Origin of the sequence: Levilactobacillus sp. HBUAS70063 (assembly GCF_038374745.1) — a bacterium.
GTDB lineage: Bacteria > Bacillota > Bacilli > Lactobacillales > Lactobacillaceae > Levilactobacillus.
In genome coordinates, this window is sequence record NZ_JBANSM010000001.1 from 132,603 (window position 1) to 149,871 (window position 17,269).

Consider the following 17,269-nt stretch of genomic DNA (forward strand, 5'->3'; position numbering starts at 1 on the left):
GGAGACTGATGGTCTTTATCAGGCTCCAAGCCGAGCCGGAGGACCGTTCCTCAGGCCGCAGGCGGTCCCCACAGCGCCGGAATCTCTGGCAGACGCAGGTGGTCAGTGGCGAACGGTAAGGCGGCCAGACGAGAATATTGAATCGGTTTCACCGAGAAGTCATTTCCTAAACCGTGGAATGGCTTCTTTTTCTATCGTTTAGCGGAGAACCCGCGAAAAAAATTGACGAAACCGCTAAAAATCGGTACTCTAGTAGAGTGTGTAAGTCCGTTCGGTTTGGTCGGCGAGGGTGCGCTGGTGACCGGGCGGCAATGGGTGACTATCTGGGAGGACCAAGCATGGAGATTGAAAAAAATTATCGGATTAATTCCTTATTTGCGTTCTACCAGCCGTTGCTGACCGCAAAACAGAATAATTATATGCAGTTATATTACGGTGATGACTATTCCTTGGGTGAAATTGCCGAGGAATTCAACGTGAGTCGGCAGGCGGTGTACGACAACTTGCGGCGAACCGAGAAGATTTTAGAGGATTACGAGGGTAAGCTGCATTTGTATCAGGAATTTACGGCGCGCAACCAGCAGGCCGATGAGATTCAATCGTACGTGGCGGACCACTATCCCCACGATGCGACGCTGAACCGGTTGGTTGCGGGACTTGAAAATCTAGAAGAACAATGAAAGTTAGGTGGCAAGACGAATGGCGTTTGAAGGATTAACGGAACGATTACAAAACGCAATGCGTAGACTCAGAGGAAAGGGGAAAGTTTCCGAGAGTGATTTACGCGAAACGATGCGAGAGATTCGCTTGGCTTTACTGGAAGCCGACGTTAATTTTACGGTCGTTAAGGACTTTGTTAAGCAGGTCCGCGAACGGGCAATGGGTGCCGATGTGCTGGAGGGGTTGAACCCCGCCCAACAGATCGTCAAGATTGTTGACGAAGAATTAACCAAGACCATGGGGGACGAAGCCGTTCCCCTGAACAAGTCCGACAAGATTCCCACAATTATCATGATGGTGGGGCTCCAAGGGGCCGGGAAGACCACGACTGCGGGTAAATTAGCCCGGAAGTTGAAGGAAGACGAAAATGCGCGGCCACTGATGATTGCCGGCGATATTTACCGGCCAGCCGCCATCGAGCAGTTGGTTCAGGTTGCTAAGGGCATTGACGTGCCGGTCTTCCAATTAGGAACGGACGTTGATCCGGTCGAAATCGTGCGGCAAGGGTTGGCGCAGGCTGCCGAGAACCACAACGACTACGTCATCATTGATACGGCCGGTCGTTTACAAATCGATGAACAGTTAATGGACGAATTAGCCAAGATTAAGGCCTTGGCGCATCCGGATGAAATTCTTCTGACCGTCGATGCCATGACCGGGCAAAACGCCGTGGCCACCGCCGAAGGGTTTAACGATAAACTCGACGTTACCGGGGTGGTTCTGACCAAGTTGGATGGCGATACCCGTGGTGGGGCCGCCCTGTCGATTCGGGCCGTCACCGGCAAGCCAATCAAGTTCATTGGTCAAGGTGAAAAGATGACCGACCTGGACGTCTTCCACCCCGATCGGATGGCGTCTCGGATTCTGGGGATGGGGGACATGTTATCCCTGATCGAAAAGACCCAGAAGGAATACGACGAGAAGCAAGCCCAAGAATTAACGGAAAAAATTCAGGAAAACTCGTTTGACTTTAACGACTTTCTGGACCAAATCGCTCAGATTCAGAAGATGGGTCCCATGGATGAAATCATGAAGATGATTCCGGGAATGGCCAACAATCCGGCCATGAAGAACGCCCAGATGGACCCCAAGGATATGGAGCATCTGAAGGCCGTGGTCTACTCCATGACGCCGCAGGAACGGACGAATCCCGACCTGTTGAATCCGTCACGGCGCCGGCGAATTGCGGCCGGTTCCGGTCGGCCCATTCACGAGGTGAACCGCATGATTAAGCAGTTCAACCAGATGAAGAAGATGATGAATCAGGTCTCCAAGGGTAACATGTCCGGTATGGAACAATTAATGGGCAACACGGGCATGGGCGGTGGCGCCGGCATGGGCCGCATGCAGAAGATGGCCATGAACCGGATGTCCCGTCAAATGAAGAAAAATAAGCGTAAGCGCCTCAAGAGTAAGAAGAAGCGGCGTAAGTAACTGGGCGCTGGACTAGCGACTGAACGGTCGACAGTCCGCAACGCAAAAGGGTAGACAGCGACTGATTTATCCGGTATACTACCCCTAAAGCAAGTCATAAGGGAGTAACTAGCAGGAACCTCTGCGGCAATATCGTCAGCAAGAAGCCAATCCGGTATTGTCTTAAATAGTGAGACTTATGTGTGTTCACAATTTTGTGTGCATGCGTAAGCCTCATTTTTTTAACCGGTAATTGTGGTCGTTAATCATGATTATCAGTTAACTAAATGGGGCGAGCGCACACCATAGGAGGAAATGGAAAAATGGCCAAGATCCCAATTTACCAGCAACCTGTATCCACTATTTACCAGGCGCTACAGACCGATGACCACGGGCTGAGCGCCGCCACCGTGCAAGAACGGCTGGCCCAAAACGGCAAGAACGCGTTGAATCAACAGAAGACCACCTCGCTCTTGCAAAAATTCATAGCGCAATTCAAGGACTTTATGATTATCGTACTGCTGGTCGCGGCCTTGATCGCCGGGCTGACCGGTGAGGTGGTCGATGCCATCATCATCCTGATTGTGGTGGTCTTAAACGCCATCTTCGGGGTGTTCCAGGAGGCTAAAGCCGAGGAAGCCATCAACGCGCTCAAGGAGATGTCGGCGCCCAACGCCACGGTGCGGCGGGACAACGTGGTCACCACCGTCAAGAGTGACGAGCTGGTGGTCGGCGACATCGTCTTACTGGAGGCCGGCGACATCATTCCCGCCGACTTACGGCTGACCGAGGTCGGCTCGTTAAAGGTTGAGGAATCGGCGTTAACCGGTGAATCCGTGCCGGTCGAAAAAAGCGCGGCGGTATTGACCGCCGACGACTTGGCTATCGGTGACCGGGCGAACATGGCCTTTATGAACAGTAACGTCACCTACGGCCGAGCCACCGGGGTCGTGGTCGCGACGGGGATGCAGACGGAGGTCGGCCGGATTGCCGGCATGCTGGAAGCCGCCGACGAGACGACCACACCCCTGCAGGCCAACCTGACGCAACTCGGGAAGTCTTTGACCATTCTGATCCTGGTGATTGCCGCCATCGTCTTTGCGATGGGGATGTGGCGTCAGGCCGAGAGCTTGATTGACATGTTGTTGACGGCGATTTCCTTGGCCGTGGCCGCGATTCCCGAAGGATTGCCGGCCATCGTCACGATTACACTGGCGCTGGGAACCCAACGGATGGCTAAACGCCACGCCATCGTCCGGAAGCTTCCGGCGGTGGAAACGCTGGGGAGTACCGACATTATCGCGTCCGATAAGACCGGGACGCTGACGCAAAACAAGATGACGGTCGAAAAGGTTTATCAAAACCATCAGTTGGTCGATGCGGCGACGGTGGACTTTGCGCGCGACAACCGCCTGGCGCAGACCATGATTCTCAGTAACGATACTAAGATGACCCCAGACGGTTTGGCCGGGGACCCGACAGAAACGGCGTTGGTCCAGTATCAACTCGACCGGCACTATCCGGTCCAGCAGGTTCTAACCGACTTGCCCCGGGTAGCCGAGATTCCCTTCGATTCCGAGCGGAAATTAATGTCGACCGTTCACCCGCTACCCGATCAGCGCTTCCTGATTGCGGTGAAGGGGGCGCCAGATGAGCTGTTGAAACGGACCACACAATTGGCACGGGATGGCCAAGTGGTACCGCTGACGGCAGATGACCGGCAGACGATTCTAACGACCAACCATGATTTGGCGACCCAGGCGCTGCGGGTGTTGGCCTTTGCCTACCGCATCGTCGATCAGGTGCCAAGTGAGTTAACCAGCGACCGGGTGGAAAATGACCTGGTCTTCGCCGGCATGGTAGGGATGATCGATCCCGAACGGCCGGAGGTGGCGCAGGCCGTGGCCGATGCCAAGGCAGCCGGAATTCGGCCGCTGATGATTACCGGGGACCACAAGGATACGGCGGCCGCCATCGCCACGCGGCTAGGTATCATGACTGCCGGTGAGACGCAGGCCGTGGTGACCGGTGCCGAACTGGATGAGATGGACGATGCCACCTTTGCCAAACGCGTCAAGGACTTTGCCGTCTACGCGCGGGTCGCGCCCGAACATAAGGTGCGGATTGTCAACGCCTGGCAACAGCACGGCAAGGTCGTGGCCATGACCGGGGACGGTGTGAACGATGCGCCCGCCCTGAAGGCCGCCGACATTGGAATTGGCATGGGGATTACCGGGACCGAGGTCTCCAAGGGGGCCAGCGACATGGTCCTCGCCGACGATAATTTCTCGACGATCGTGGTGGCCGTGGAAGAGGGACGGAAGGTCTTTGCGAACATTCAAAAGGCCATTCAGTACCTGCTGTCCGCCAACCTAGGGGAAGTTCTGACGCTCTTCATGATGACCATGTTGGGCTGGCAAATCCTGGCCCCCGTTCACATACTATGGATTAACCTGGTGACCGATACGTTGCCGGCGATTGCTTTAGGGGTGGAACCCATGGAACGTAACATCATGAAGCAACCACCGCGGGGGCGTCAGTCGAATTTCTTCTCGGGCGGGGTCCTCGGCGGGATTCTCTACCAGGGCCTGCTCGAAGGGGGCATCACGCTGTTCGTTTACTGGATGGCCATCACGTACCCCGTGCATGCGACGGCTAGCCTGGCTCACGCGGACGCGTTAACCATGGCGTTTGCCACGCTGGGACTGATTCAGCTCTTCCACGCCTTTAACTCCAAGTCGATTCATGGCTCGATCTTTACGGTGGGGCTGTTCCGCAACAAGTTCTTCAACTGGGCGATCCTGATTGCCTTTGCCTTACTGGCCATGACGATTCTGGTGCCGGGCTTAAACAGCTTGTTCCACGTGGCTAGCCTGAACCTGTTCCAGTGGAGCATCGTCCTCGGCGCCTCATTGATGATGATTGTGATTGTAGAAATCGTTAAGTTCTTCCAGCGACGCGTGGTAAAATAAGCGTAATAGCTGGTTGACTGACCGAATTAAAAAACGGTGGTCGTTTACCTGAGCGACCGCCGTTTTTTAGTTGTCAGGCGACCATAGATTGGAGTGAAGGTCGTGGCATTGACGTATCAGGCCTGTCTACAGGCAACGAATGTAATCTTAGCGAGTGGTAGCGTGCCCACCATCGTGGGTGAGGCCGGCATTGGAAAGTCGGCGTTAGTCGCCGATCTGGCCCGACAGCGCCACGCCAAGTTGTTTACCACGGTGGTGAGCCTCGTGGAGAAGGGGGATCTGGTGATTCCGGTGCCCCCACTGACCAGTGATTCCTTCGTTCAGACGGAAAAATACGGGTCGTTGGCCGATGTTCAATTCGGCTACTCGCACACGCTGGTCGCCATGATTCGCTACGCCGAGGCCCATCCGGATCAGGAAATTATCTGGTTTCTAGACGAATTTAATCGGGGCACGCAGGCGGTCCAAAGTGAGCTGATGAACCTGGTCTTACAGCGGCAAATCAATACGCTGACGCTTCCGGAACAGGTGCATCTCATCTTGGCGGAAAATCCGGACGCGACCATGGCCGGCTTCGAGCAGAGCCACTACGGCGTGACGCCGGGGGATGCCGCGATTGCCGACCGGACGACGCGCCTCGTGCTGGCGGCCGACACGAAGACGTGGCTGAGCTGGGCCACACAGCCGGTGGCCGGTGAGCCGCGGATCGTGCCGCTGGTGACCGACTATTTGGCGGAGAACCCCGCCGATCTGCACGTGGTGGCCACGGCCAACGCGACGGCCGATGACGACCTGCAGCCGACGCCGCGGGCCTGGGAACGTGTCTCACAGGCGCTCCGGGAGCTGGAGAACCAGCAGCTGTTCAACCAGACGGCGGTCGTGACCGCCATCATGCAGGGGAATCTGGGGATGACGGTCGGCACGGCCTTCGCGGGTTACGTCCAGGAGAAACGGCCGGGGCTGACCGTGGATCAGGCCTTTCAAGACGCCACGGCACCGACAACGTTTAAGGCCCTCGCCCCCGCCCAACAACAGCAGATTTTACGATTATGTCTGGCCGATCAGGCCGATTGGCCGCTGACCACGGGAAGCAACGCCCAGCGGTTCAGTGAGCTGTTGGCGGGGTGTCCCGCCGATGGGCAATTTGCCATCGCTCAGGACATGGCGGATACGCCGAACCTCTTCGAACAGTTGGCCGCGGCCACGGCGACGACGCCGGGGGTGGCTCAGCTGTATCAGCAGCTCACGGCGATTGGTCGGCGCGGCAGTCAGATCGAGGTGTAAGTGATGCCGAGTTTAACCCAGGATTTGAAACGATTAGCAACCGGCCCCGCCGCCCAGCAGGACGCCAATGCCCACCAGGCCTACCGGGATGCCGTGATGTACCTCTTACAAACAGACCCGTTCTACGGCCGCGTTTTGAGCCAAATGACCGTGGAGATTGCGCCGGGTCACTCGCCCTTGGCGTTGCGCCCCACGGCCACGGATTGGCGCTTACGACTGGCTCCCGCGGCGCTCGGCCGACAGGATTGGACGGGGACGCAGTGGGTCGCCATGTTGCGGCATACCGTCTTGCATTTACTCTGGCAACACCCTCAGCGCTACGCCGAGGCCCTCAAGACGCCGGCACAGGCGGGTCTGGTGCGCTGGGCGACCGATGCCGCGGTGAATGATTATCTGACGGACCTGCCGACCACGGCGATTACCAGTCGGCGCTTGCAGCAACTCATTGGTCAACCGGTGCAGCGCCAGCAGGATTCGGCCGTGTACCTGCGGCAATTGCGGGACTGGCGGGCGAAGCACCCCGCGAGCGCTCGGTCGCTACCGACCGGTGGTCCCGCCAACCGCGGTGATCAGGTGGCGCGGCGAAGTGCCGAGGCCGGAAACGACCCTAGCGATCTGGACGGTCACGCCACGTGGCGGGCAGCCGATGCGACCGCGGCGGCCACGCGTGAACAGTGGCGGCGCCAGCTCTTTCAGCGAACGGCCGATTCCCTGACGGCTAAGCAACGGGGGACCTTACCGGGAGCCATGCGCGCGGCGTTGACGCCCACCGTCGCGGAACAGCCACTGGACTGGCGGCGGCTATTGAAGCGGGGGCTGGGTCAGGTTCCCGCGGGGCGGCAGCCGGCTTTCGGCCGATTCAATCGGCGCCAGCCCGCGAGAATGGAGTTGCCGGGGCAGATCGTCACGACTTGGCAGAAGATTTCCGTGTTCGTCGACGAATCGGGGTCCATGGGGAACCGCGAGATTAGCTACCTCCTGGGGCAATTGGCCACGTTATTGGCCGTTTATCCCGCGCAGGTGACCGTTTACCCGTTTGATACGGTCGTGGACCCCCAGCGCCGCTTTAGCCTGCAGCGGCGCCCCCAGCATCTGATGCGAACGGGCGGTGGTGGCACCCGGTTTCAAGCCGTATTCGATGCCTTACCGCGGCTATTGCAGGGCGCGGCCGGTCAGCTGGTGATTATCTTGACGGACGGTTACGGCGAACGCCAGCTTCAACCAACGCTACCGGTGCCCGTCATCTGGCTACTAACGAGTCCGGTAGCGGCATTTTCGGTGAAAAACGCGCCCGGCACCGTGGTGAGTCTGACGACCGATCCACAGTGGCAGGCGATAAGGGGGCAAAAGTCATGACACAACAGTTAACGGCAAGTGAATTAAGAGCGCTGATTAAACGAACGGCCCCTTACCGAAACGCCCAGGCCATCCTGGCCGATGAATGGGGGAGCCGGGCGATGGAAAATCCACTGTTTCAGGCCCCGATTACCGTGGCCGACCTACGTTTTGCCCAGGATTTACAGGCGGCGGGGGTCTTTCCCGTGAAATTAGACTTCACGGATTACGGCGCCGTTCAACGCTGGATTGCCGCCAATCAGCGGTTTTTAACGGCGGACGATCGGGCCTGGTTACAGCGTCCTTTTGAATAATTTCGAGGTGTAAAGAAAAAACCCTTTACATCATATCCAGAAACTGGTATATTATTACACGTTGAAAGAAATACAGGAGGTGTCTACATGTCAGTTAAGATTCGTTTAAAGCGGATGGGCTCTAAGAAGCGTCCATTCTACCGGATTGTGGTTGCCGACTCACGGAGTCCTCGTGATGGCCGTTTCATCGAACAAGTTGGAACGTACAACCCAGTTACCCAACCTGCTTCAATCACGTTGAAGGAAGAAACTATCATGAACTGGTTGAACAACGGTGCTCAACCTTCAGATACGGTTAAGACTTTACTCTCCAACGCTGGTATCATGAAGCAATACCACGAAGCTAAATACACTAAAAAGTAGTGATTAGCCATGACCGATTTTAAGGCATTAATTCTAGCAATTGTTAGCCCACTCGTGGAACATCCCGAAGCGTTGGTGATTACACCGGCGGAGACGGACCGGTTCTATGAATATCGGTTAACCGTTCATCCGGACGATATCGGGCGGGTGATCGGTAAACAAGGCCGCGTGGCGCAGGCGATTCGTACGATCGTCTACAGCGTTCGCGTTCAAGGCAATAAACGGGTACGACTCATCATTGATGACCGCCCGGCAAAGACTCTCGAGTGAGGCGACAACGTTTCCTCGAGTTTTTTTGTACCCAATATCACGGGAAATGTGCTGGGGTCGCCTTGCCGTTCGCCAAATATGAGCTGGAACGCCGTGGGCAGGACCGGGACGAGCCTGTGAAGCGGTCTCGTCCCTCGCTTGGAACCACCAAAGGCCGGTGCTTCCAAGCGAGGTGGAAGCCCGTCCTTTGGCTGGAGCCGGTCCCCACAGCAGGCGGAATTGCTGGCAGCCGCAGGCCTCGTTGCGGGTAAGGCGACCAGTACGACGACAGTTGCCAGAACAATACAAGATTTAATGAAGCAATCAAAAAAGTTAAAAATAAGGAGGCCAGTCAGATGGCATATTACACAGTCGGCACCATCGTCAACACGCACGGCATCAAGGGGGAAGTTCGCGTGGTCGCCATCACCGATTTTCCAGAGAGTCGGTTTGCGGTCGGCGCCACGCTCTACGCCTTTCAGAAGGGGCAGACCCAACCGGTGAAGCTTACGGTGGCGTCCGAACGGCCCCATAAGAATTTCTACCTGCTGAGCTTTGAAGGCAAGCCGTCCATTAACGACGTGGAGATTTATAAGCAAAGCACGCTGAAGGTGACCGATGACCAGCTACAAAATGACCACCTCCAACCCGGTGAGTACTACTACCACCAGATTGTGGGCTTGGACGTGGTAACCGAAGACGGCGAAAAGCTCGGGACCATCAAGGAGATTCTTTCGCCCGGCGCCAATGACGTCTGGGTGGTTGACCGTCCGGGTAAAGACGATCTGTTATTGCCTAAGATTGACCAAGTCGTCAAGAACGTTGACCTGGAGAATCAGCGGGTCACGGTAGAATTGATGGAGGGACTCGAGTAATGCGAATCGATGTGTTAAGTTTATTTCCCGATATGTTTTCCGGTCCCATGCACGACTCCATTGTTGGTAAGGCCATCGAAAATGGCCACCTGACCATGCCCGTCACCAATTTTCGGGATTATTCGACCAATAAGCACGGCAACGTGGATGACTACCCGTTCGGTGGCGGGGCGGGGATGCTGCTGCAACCCCAACCGATCTTCGATGCCGTGAAGGCCACGCAGGAACAGGCCGAAGCCGAGGGGTTACCCAAGGGCCGCGTCATCTTGATGGACCCGGCCGGCGTGACCTTTAATCAGCACGTGGCCGAGGAATTTGCCCACGAAGAACACCTAACCTTCCTGTGTGGGCACTACGAGGGCTATGACGAGCGGATTCGCTCACTCGTGACGGATGAAGTCTCCTTGGGAGATTTCGTCTTGACGGGGGGCGAATTGGCCTCAATGGTCATGATCGATGCCACGGTGCGTCTCTTACCCGGCGTGCTGGGCAACGAGGAATCTGCGCCCGGCGATTCCTTTTCTTCCGGCCTGTTGGAATATCCGCAATACACGCGGCCAGCCGATTTTCGAGGAATGAAGGTACCGGACGTCCTCATTAGCGGCAATCACGGGAAGATTGACGAGTGGCGGCAAAAAGAGGCCCTGCGGCGGACCTACACGCGGCGACCGGACCTCATCGACCATAGCAAGCTGACTAAGGAACAGAAGCACTTGCTGGCGGACGTTCGGATTGAAGAGGAAGAGCGGCAGGCCGCCGAACAGGAGTCAAGAAAATAACCTTTACAGGCATTTCGAGATATGATACACTTACTTTTGGCTGTTTAGCCACAAAAACAACATTCCGCTGTCGAAACTGAGAATGAGTGTTGGCGAAAGGATAGAATTAATTATGCGCCAAAATACTTTAATTGCTAAGATCAACCAAGAACAATTACGGGACGATGTGCCAGACTTCCGTGCCGGGGATACTGTTCGGGTTCACGCCCGGATCGTTGAAGGTACCCGCGAACGGATCCAGTTGTTCGAAGGTGTCGTCATCAAGCGTAAGGGTGCTGGCATCCAAGCAACTTACACGGTACGTAAGATGAGTAACGGTGTCGGTGTGGAACGGATCTTCCCATTACACTCCCCACGGGTTGCTAAGATTGACGTTATTCGTCAAGGTCGTGTTCGTCGTGCTAAGCTGTACTACCTCCGTGAACTTAACGGTAAGGCAGCGCGGATCCCAGAACGCCGTCGCAACTAGTTATCAGTCAAAGACCAATCACTTCGGTGGTTGGTCTTTTTCTATGGCCAAGTTCGTCCTGGTTGTGTTCGCAAGAGCGTGGGCAGTGAGGTGAAGCAATCTGTTGGGGACGAGGTCCGGTGAAGAATAAGAATGAGGATTTAAACTAGCATCGTAATTTTTCGTTCGCAAAACAAAGCAGACCAACCAGTGAAGGACTCACCAGTTGGTCTGCTTTGTTGGGTTCTGGGCGTTAGGAACGCGAAATTTTTAAATCATTATTTTTGTGGGTCGTCGATTGCCGTTGTCCGAGGACGCATGAGCTTGAACCCGATCAGCGCGCCGCCCATCAAAACGATGACGACTGCGGCAGTTATCCCCATGGTCAGAACCGCGGGACTAATCCCGGTGCCACTGAGGGCTTGCGTCAGTCCCAGGTTGGCGTACGTGACTGGCAGGAATTTCGCTAGCGGCGCGTAGAGCGTCTTCACGGTTTGGACCGGGAAGATGCCATTGGCGACGCAGAGCTGTAAGAAGAACAGGACGCCGATGACCAGAACGGCCAGGCGACCCATGAAGAGCCGGAGCACGAGTTCGACGACTAAGACGGCTAAGGCGAAGAGACCGGTTAAGGCCATGAAGGTAAACGGTTGGGCCGCATGGAGCATGATGGCCATACCGGCACTGGTAATCAGGGATTGTAACAGGACCCAGCCCGTTAAGTTGGCCAATTGCCGCGGCGTTTGTAACTGTTTACGATAATCAAACCAGACGACCAGGCCGGTCAGTCCCAAGAAGGTTAGGAGTGAAACCACGAATGGTGCGATGGCGTGGCCGAAGTTAGGGACGTAGCTGAACCGCTCGTGAGCCAAGGTCGAAGGCGAGGCAAACATGTCGGCCGTTCGGTCATTCAGTGGTGTGGCCTTCACCTGCTTGGCACCGCTTTGTAGGGCCGTGGCCAGTTTACCATTACCCCGTTGGAGCTGCTGCGTGCCCGCCATTAGCTTAGGCGTGTTTGCGGCGAGCTGCTGTGATCCGGCCGATAATTTGGTGACGCCAGCGACTAGTTGGGGAGCCTGCTGGTTCAGGGCTTGGAGCCCACCACGGAGTTGCGTGCCACCGTTAGCCAACTTGGAAACGCCGGTAGTCAAGGCCGGAACTTGACTGTTGAGCCGGGTCAAGCCGTTCGCCAATTGGTGAGTTCCCGTGGTTAGTTGCCCGGCACCGGTGACCAACTGGCCCATGCCGCCGGTCAAGGCAGGGACCTGACCATTTAAGAGGTCCAACCCGTTAGTGAGCGTGAGTGACCCGTTGAGTAGTTGGGTCACGCCACCGGTTAAGGCGGGCACTTCGCCCTTGAACTTGGCGGTGCCGGTCGCCAGTTGTTGGGAACCGCTGATTAGTGCTGGCCCGTTGGTGGCGAGCTGCTGGCTACCGGCAAGCAATTGCTGCACGCCGGTGGTGAAGGCCGGCACCTTCTGATTGACCTGTGTTAGGCCACTGGCCAGTGTTTGGGTGCCACTAACGAGGGTACCGTACTGCTTGACGAGGGCATCGTCGTTGGTGTTGACGGCACCGTTGAGTTGACTTAGCGCCTGGTTTTGTTGGGTCATCGCGCCCGTGATAGACGAGAAGAGCGCTTTGAGTTGCTGGGCGTCTTGCATGACCTGTAGTAGGGCGGTCGAAGGTGTTGTCTTGCCGGTTGGGGCCAAAGCCGCCACCTCACGCTTTAGCGTGGCCACCGTTTCTGACGAAGTTGACGTATCTGGCGTGGCCGTAGCACTCGCTTGGGCGAGTTCATTGGCGGCCGCCGTGACGGCTGCCTTCGCCGCGGTCGTATTCGTTGCGGTGGCCGACTTATGCTGTCCAGCATTGGTTAGGGCCGCGGTCATGGCAGCCTTCTGCGTCGCGGACATCTTCGTTTCCTGGGCCACGGCGTCAATCTTGGCGTCGATTTCGGCTTGGGTCATCCCGGTCGACTGCGAGGCTGCTTGGGGCTGGTCCAATTGCGCGACCGCCGCTTTTAATTTGGTCGCCGCTCGTGAGACCTTGGGGGTGCTGGTCGTGGCGGCGGAATCTTGTAGCTGGGTCAGCGTGGCTTGAACGGCCTGCACCTTGGCAGACGATGCGCTACCGCTGGCGAGTGTGCCGGCTAAAGTGGCTAAATCAGCCTGAAGCTTCTGCTGTAGCTGATCGCCTTGGGTTTGCAGGGTGGCGGTCCCGCTTGCGGCCTGGTCCTTGAGGCTGGTCATGGCGGTCCCCAACCGGTTGACGTCGGCCTGTCCCGCGGCCACTTGACTGGCCAATGACGAAGAGCCGTCGCTTAATTGGGAGACGGCGCTGGCCAGCGTTTGACCGTTCGTGTCCAGCTGTTGTAAGCCCGTATGGACCTGATAAACGCCGTTGACATATTTAGCCGTACTCGTGGCCAGTACTTGACTGCCATCGGCCAGTTGGACCACGCCGGATGCCAGCGCGCCAGTCTGTCGATTGAGCTTCTTGAGCCCGGCCGTGACCTGGGCGGAACCGTTGTCTAACCGGTTGACGCCACTGGTCAGGGGAGCCGTCTTGGTGGCCAATTGCTGCAGACCGCCGGCTAGCGTCGTAGACCCGGTCGAGACCTGGTTGGCGCCGGTGGCTAGTTGGTTGACGCCGCTGGCTAGCGGTTGGGTTTGGGCCTGAAGGGTTCGAAGGCCGGTCGACAACTGATCGGCGCCCGCGGCCAGTTGGTGAACCCCCGTGGGCAACTGCTGGACTTTCGTGGTTAGCTGGAGCAGGCCGTCCTTAACCTGGTTGACGCCGGTCGTGTAGGCATTCATGCCGTCTGCCAGTGTGACGGTTCCATCCTTGAGTTGCGTGGCCCCGTTGGCGGCCGTTTGAAAGCCGCGCCCGCTGGCCTTGATCTGGTCAAACATACTCAGTGCGTAAGCCTTGGTCACCGCTCGTTTGACGGCGGTATTTAGTTCAGCGGCGCCGGATTGACTGATAATCTCACCAATATAGTTCAACGAGTCGTTGGTTTTGTAAGCGAGACGCATCTTTTGGGGATGGCCAGAGGTCACGGTCGTGGCGCGCTGCGAGAAATTAGCGGGGATGGTGACGACGGTGTAATACCGGTTGTGGCGCATACCCGTGGCGGCAGCCTTAGCGGAAAGAAATTTCCAGCCCAGCTGATGGTTATGCTTGAGTTGGTGTACGACCTGTTGGCCCACCGCCAGACGTTTGCCTTGATAGGTAACCGGGCGATCCTCATTCACGACGGCTACCGGCAACTGATCGGTCCGACCGAACGGGTCCCACAGTGAATGGACAACCAGGCCGGCACAAACCACGGGCAGTACCAGTCCGGCGGCTAGGGCACCACCGGTTAAAAGCTTATGTTTCATTCTCCACACTCCTCAATAATGCCTTAAAATGTATAGGGCATGTCGCATTGTAATGCAAGACCTGATACTGATTTATCTCCGCCTTAGAAAATTAGTATAGGGCATGTTGCATTTATGCTAAAAAATTGACTGAAATTTCAGCCATATTTTGGAGTCTACTCGTCTAGGTTTTAGATTGCAAGGTTTATTTTTTGATGGAAGCCCATCCAAGCCTGGAATGGTGGGGCGTTTGGCTTGGTGATTTTTTTCACTGGACAGGGGAAATCAGGGGGAGTTGGGGAGAATTTGAGGGTTCTATTTTTTTCGAGTTGAAATACTTATTGGGGCGACGATTAAATAGACGTTGTTGGGGGGCCTTACCGTCATCTTATTTAGAATCATTTGTAGAGGTTTGCCTGAGTGTTTGGGAGAATTCCCGATTAACGAAGTCTGATGACAGCAAAGTCAAAATAAACCTTGACGAGTCAGACTTTATCGTGTATAGTTACTTCTTAGAGTTTAAGAGATGCTAATAAAGAGATTCAGAGAGATTGTTTAGCAAGCCGGAGTTTCTTAGATTTGAAAGTCGCTCGCCCATTCGTAGGAATGGCGGGCGATTTTTTTATGCCTCTACTTATTACTAATGGACTTTCCACTAATTTTGTTGCAAGTTTTCACTAATTCCGGCGAAAAAATCGTTTTAACCCTTAACTCGTTCAGTAACTCATCAATTTGGTTAGATACTTCCTCAAGCTAGGCTCGCTGATTGGCTTTAACCGGGTAGTTCAGTATGATGGGTAGCAAAGAGGGAGGAATGCCAAATGCCAAAGACAGTTGTGCGGCTCATCATTGAGATTATGGGGGGCCTGGTGGTATCGGCGGGCCTATTGTCGCTATTTATCTCCGGGACCTACGCCTACGTTCACGCGGCCGGGGTGACCCATTACACGTTGAATTTATTGGGATTGGCCTTTTTCCGGATTAGCTATGTGGCGGGCCATTACGCGGGCCACACGATTTCTGCCGGCATGGGAATCGTGTGGCTACTGACCACGGCTTTTATTTTAGTCCTAGGAGAAATTCGTCATCGGCTCGTGACGCACCGGTGGTTGTAGGGGGTGTTTTCGCGTGAAGATGACGACACAAAAACTCACGGGGGTGGGGATGCTAATTACGCTGGGAATCGTCTACGGCGACATTGGTACCTCGCCTCTTTACGTCATGAATGCGATCATCGACCAGGCGGGCCGCCGCGAACTCACGACGATAACGCCGGTGATGTTAGGAAGTATCTCACTGATCTTTTGGACGCTGATGCTGATTACCACGGTTAAATACATCCTGCTGGCCATGCGGGCCGATAACCGGCATGAGGGCGGCATCTTCGCGCTGTATGCGTTGGTCCGCAATCGCGCCAAGTGGCTGATCCTACCGGCCTTGATTGGTGGGGCCGCCTTGCTGGCCGATGGAACGTTGACGCCCGCCGTAACGGTGACCTCCGCTATCGAGGGCTTGAAGAATCAGACGTTTGGTCCGTTTCACTTCAGTGGGGAACAGGGCTGGGTTCTCTTGGTCGTGACCGGGATTTTGGTGGGGTTGTTTCTGGTCCAACGCGTGGGGACGCAACTGATCGGCTGGTCGTTTGGCCCTTTGATGCTGATTTGGTTCAGCTTTATCGGATTGGTGGGACTGTACAATTTGGCCGCCGACCCGGCGATTCTGCAGGCGCTATCGCCGCTGTACGCCCTGAATTTTCTGGTGAGTCCGGACAACCGACAGGGCGTCTTCATCCTCGGTAGCATCTTCCTGGCGACCACGGGGGCCGAGGCGCTGTACTCGGATATGGGCCAGGTGGGCAAACGCAACATTTACGGGACCTGGCCGTTCGTCTACCTGATGCTCATGCTGAGCTACCTGGGCCAGGGGGCGTGGATGATCCGTCACGCCGAACAGGCCGGTGTCAATCGGTTGGTCAATCCCTTCTACGCGATGGTGCCCAGTCAATGGCGTTTATTTGCGATTGGGATCGCCACGATTGCTGCCATCATCGCTTCGCAGGCCCTGATTACCGGGTCGTATACGTTGGTCCACGAAGCGATTGGCCTCAAGTTGTTGCCGCGCCTGCGGATTAAGTTTCCGGGAAATGAAATCAGCCAGCTGTATATCTCCACGGTCAACTGGCTGCTGTGCTTGGTCACGCTGAGCATCGTCTGGTTCTTCCGGACCTCCAGTAACATGGAAGCGGCCTATGGTTTGGCGATTACCATTACCATGCTGATGACCACGCTGCTCCTGCACGCCTTTCTCCAGCAGCGGGGACACCGGCACCTGGCCACCCTGTACGTGGTCGCCTTTGGCTTGTTGGAAAGCCTCTTCCTGTTTGCCAGCCTCGCAAAGTTTATTCGCGGTGGGTACGTGACGCTCTGTCTGACGCTGGTGATCTTAACGGTCATGGTGTTTTGGTACTACGGCAATCAACGGCGCAGTGCCCACGTGGCCGAGGACGAGCACGTCTCACTACTGGATTTTCTGCCGCAACTGACGGCGTTGAGTGGCGATGAGCGGGTGCCGTTATTTGCCACGAATCTGGTCTACGTGGGCCACGTGACCGCGGATTACGAGATTAAGCGGGCGGTCGTCTATTCCATCCTAGATCAACAGCCCAAGCGCGCGGCAGTCTACTGGTTCGTGACGGTTAACGAGACGGATACGCCCTATGAATGTAGCTACGCGGTCAAAACGTTGGGCACGGATAACGTGATGGATGTGCAACTGTACCTGGGTTTTAAGAAGCCTCAGCGTCTAAACGTTTACCTGCGGCAGATTGTAAATGACCTCTTGGCCTCCGGTAATCTGGCGGATCAGACGCCGAGATACGCCAGTGAACCGGGCCGGCAGGTGGGGAATTTTAAATTCGTCATGCTTAACCAGCAGTTACAGGACTTGGGTGCCCAGGACGACCTGCCCCCGTTGGACCGTTGGCTGATCGGTGGTCGGCTCCTGCTACAACGGATTAGCTTGTCGCCGCAACACTGGTACGGCCTGGAGTTTAGCGATGTCGTCGAGGAGCGGGTGCCGCTGTTTATTGCCCATGCGCCGGACCGGACGTTGCGGCGGCGGTGACCAGAGAACGCCTTATCGGTGGGCACTAT

Annotated in this window: 14 protein-coding genes; 13 read left to right on the plus strand and 1 reads right to left on the minus strand. The window is 56.1% G+C overall.

Annotation, left to right across the window (positions count from 1 at the left end; genetic code table 11):
• Positions 1-338 precede the first annotated feature (338 nt).
• The 11 genes from V8I28_RS00720 (at position 339) to rplS (ending at position 10,773) form a co-directional block, all read left to right on the plus strand.
• Positions 339-680 carry a putative DNA-binding protein gene (locus tag V8I28_RS00720; RefSeq protein ID WP_057735329.1) on the plus strand — a complete coding sequence of 114 codons (342 nt, stop codon included), beginning with the start codon at positions 339-341 and terminating at the stop codon, positions 678-680.
• A 19-nt stretch (positions 681-699) separates the two neighbouring features.
• Complete coding sequence (gene ffh / locus V8I28_RS00725; RefSeq protein WP_341778216.1) at positions 700-2,154, plus strand: signal recognition particle protein; 1,455 nt, start codon at positions 700-702, stop codon at positions 2,152-2,154.
• A gap of 302 nt (positions 2,155-2,456) precedes the next feature.
• Positions 2,457-5,105, plus strand: coding sequence for a cation-translocating P-type ATPase (locus V8I28_RS00730; protein ID WP_341778217.1), 2,649 nt, complete (start codon positions 2,457-2,459; stop codon positions 5,103-5,105).
• Positions 5,106-5,207: 102 nt separating this feature from the next.
• Positions 5,208-6,389 (plus strand): ATP-binding protein, encoded by a 1,182-nt coding sequence (locus V8I28_RS00735; RefSeq protein WP_341778218.1) that lies wholly within the window; start codon positions 5,208-5,210, stop codon positions 6,387-6,389.
• A gap of 3 nt (positions 6,390-6,392) precedes the next feature.
• Positions 6,393-7,745, plus strand: coding sequence for a vWA domain-containing protein (locus V8I28_RS00740; protein ID WP_341778219.1), 1,353 nt, complete (start codon positions 6,393-6,395; stop codon positions 7,743-7,745).
• The gene (locus V8I28_RS00745; RefSeq protein ID WP_341778220.1) at positions 7,742-8,038 is read left to right on the plus strand and encodes a hypothetical protein; all 297 of its coding nucleotides are present in this window, start codon (positions 7,742-7,744) and stop codon (positions 8,036-8,038) included. The genes V8I28_RS00740 and V8I28_RS00745 overlap by 4 nt, the downstream gene beginning before the upstream one ends.
• An 87-nt stretch (positions 8,039-8,125) precedes the next feature.
• On the plus strand, positions 8,126-8,401 hold the full coding sequence (gene rpsP / locus V8I28_RS00750; RefSeq protein WP_341778221.1) for a 30S ribosomal protein S16: 276 nt from the start codon (positions 8,126-8,128) through the stop codon (positions 8,399-8,401).
• Between the two features lie 9 nt (positions 8,402-8,410).
• On the plus strand, positions 8,411-8,671 hold the full coding sequence (locus tag V8I28_RS00755; protein WP_057735322.1) for a KH domain-containing protein: 261 nt from the start codon (positions 8,411-8,413) through the stop codon (positions 8,669-8,671).
• Between the two features lie 335 nt (positions 8,672-9,006).
• A complete protein-coding gene (gene rimM, locus V8I28_RS00760; RefSeq protein WP_341778222.1) occupies positions 9,007-9,525 on the plus strand; it encodes a ribosome maturation factor RimM in 519 nt (172 codons plus the stop codon).
• Positions 9,525-10,304, plus strand: coding sequence for a tRNA (guanosine(37)-N1)-methyltransferase TrmD (gene trmD, locus V8I28_RS00765; protein ID WP_341778223.1), 780 nt, complete (start codon positions 9,525-9,527; stop codon positions 10,302-10,304). Before rimM ends, trmD begins: the two co-directional genes overlap by 1 nt.
• Positions 10,305-10,416: 112 nt before the next feature.
• The gene (rplS, locus tag V8I28_RS00770; RefSeq protein ID WP_168900518.1) at positions 10,417-10,773 is read left to right on the plus strand and encodes a 50S ribosomal protein L19; all 357 of its coding nucleotides are present in this window, start codon (positions 10,417-10,419) and stop codon (positions 10,771-10,773) included.
• Between the two features lie 257 nt (positions 10,774-11,030).
• On the opposite strand, the gene V8I28_RS00775 is transcribed toward rplS, so the two are convergent.
• Positions 11,031-14,138 (minus strand): YhgE/Pip domain-containing protein, encoded by a 3,108-nt coding sequence (locus tag V8I28_RS00775; protein ID WP_341778224.1) that lies wholly within the window; start codon positions 14,136-14,138, stop codon positions 11,031-11,033.
• Between the two features lie 800 nt (positions 14,139-14,938).
• Between V8I28_RS00775 and V8I28_RS00780 the strand changes: the two genes are divergently transcribed.
• Both V8I28_RS00780 and V8I28_RS00785 read left to right on the plus strand, forming a co-directional pair.
• A complete protein-coding gene (locus V8I28_RS00780; RefSeq protein ID WP_341778225.1) occupies positions 14,939-15,232 on the plus strand; it encodes an LlsX family protein in 294 nt (97 codons plus the stop codon).
• A 19-nt stretch (positions 15,233-15,251) separates the two neighbouring features.
• Complete coding sequence (locus V8I28_RS00785; RefSeq protein ID WP_341778616.1) at positions 15,252-17,240, plus strand: KUP/HAK/KT family potassium transporter; 1,989 nt, start codon at positions 15,252-15,254, stop codon at positions 17,238-17,240.
• Positions 17,241-17,269: the final 29 nt, after the last annotated feature.

Excerpts from the sequence above, each read along its gene's own strand:
- V8I28_RS00720 (WP_057735329.1), top strand. The coding sequence starts at position 339 with ATGGAGATTGAAAAAAATTATCGGATTAATTCCTTATTTGCGTTCTAC.
- ffh (WP_341778216.1), top strand. The coding sequence starts at position 700 with ATGGCGTTTGAAGGATTAACGGAACGATTACAAAACGCAATGCGTAGA.
- V8I28_RS00730 (WP_341778217.1), top strand. The coding sequence starts at position 2,457 with ATGGCCAAGATCCCAATTTACCAGCAACCTGTATCCACTATTTACCAG.
- V8I28_RS00740 (WP_341778219.1), top strand. The coding sequence starts at position 6,393 with ATGCCGAGTTTAACCCAGGATTTGAAACGATTAGCAACCGGCCCCGCC.
- V8I28_RS00745 (WP_341778220.1), top strand. The coding sequence starts at position 7,742 with ATGACACAACAGTTAACGGCAAGTGAATTAAGAGCGCTGATTAAACGA.
- rpsP (WP_341778221.1), top strand. The coding sequence starts at position 8,126 with ATGTCAGTTAAGATTCGTTTAAAGCGGATGGGCTCTAAGAAGCGTCCA.
- V8I28_RS00755 (WP_057735322.1), top strand. The coding sequence starts at position 8,411 with ATGACCGATTTTAAGGCATTAATTCTAGCAATTGTTAGCCCACTCGTG.
- rimM (WP_341778222.1), top strand. The coding sequence starts at position 9,007 with ATGGCATATTACACAGTCGGCACCATCGTCAACACGCACGGCATCAAG.
- trmD (WP_341778223.1), top strand. The coding sequence starts at position 9,525 with ATGCGAATCGATGTGTTAAGTTTATTTCCCGATATGTTTTCCGGTCCC.
- rplS (WP_168900518.1), top strand. The coding sequence starts at position 10,417 with ATGCGCCAAAATACTTTAATTGCTAAGATCAACCAAGAACAATTACGG.
- V8I28_RS00775 (WP_341778224.1), bottom strand. The coding sequence starts at position 14,138 with ATGAAACATAAGCTTTTAACCGGTGGTGCCCTAGCCGCCGGACTGGTA.
- V8I28_RS00780 (WP_341778225.1), top strand. The coding sequence starts at position 14,939 with ATGCCAAAGACAGTTGTGCGGCTCATCATTGAGATTATGGGGGGCCTG.
- V8I28_RS00785 (WP_341778616.1), top strand. The coding sequence starts at position 15,252 with ATGACGACACAAAAACTCACGGGGGTGGGGATGCTAATTACGCTGGGA.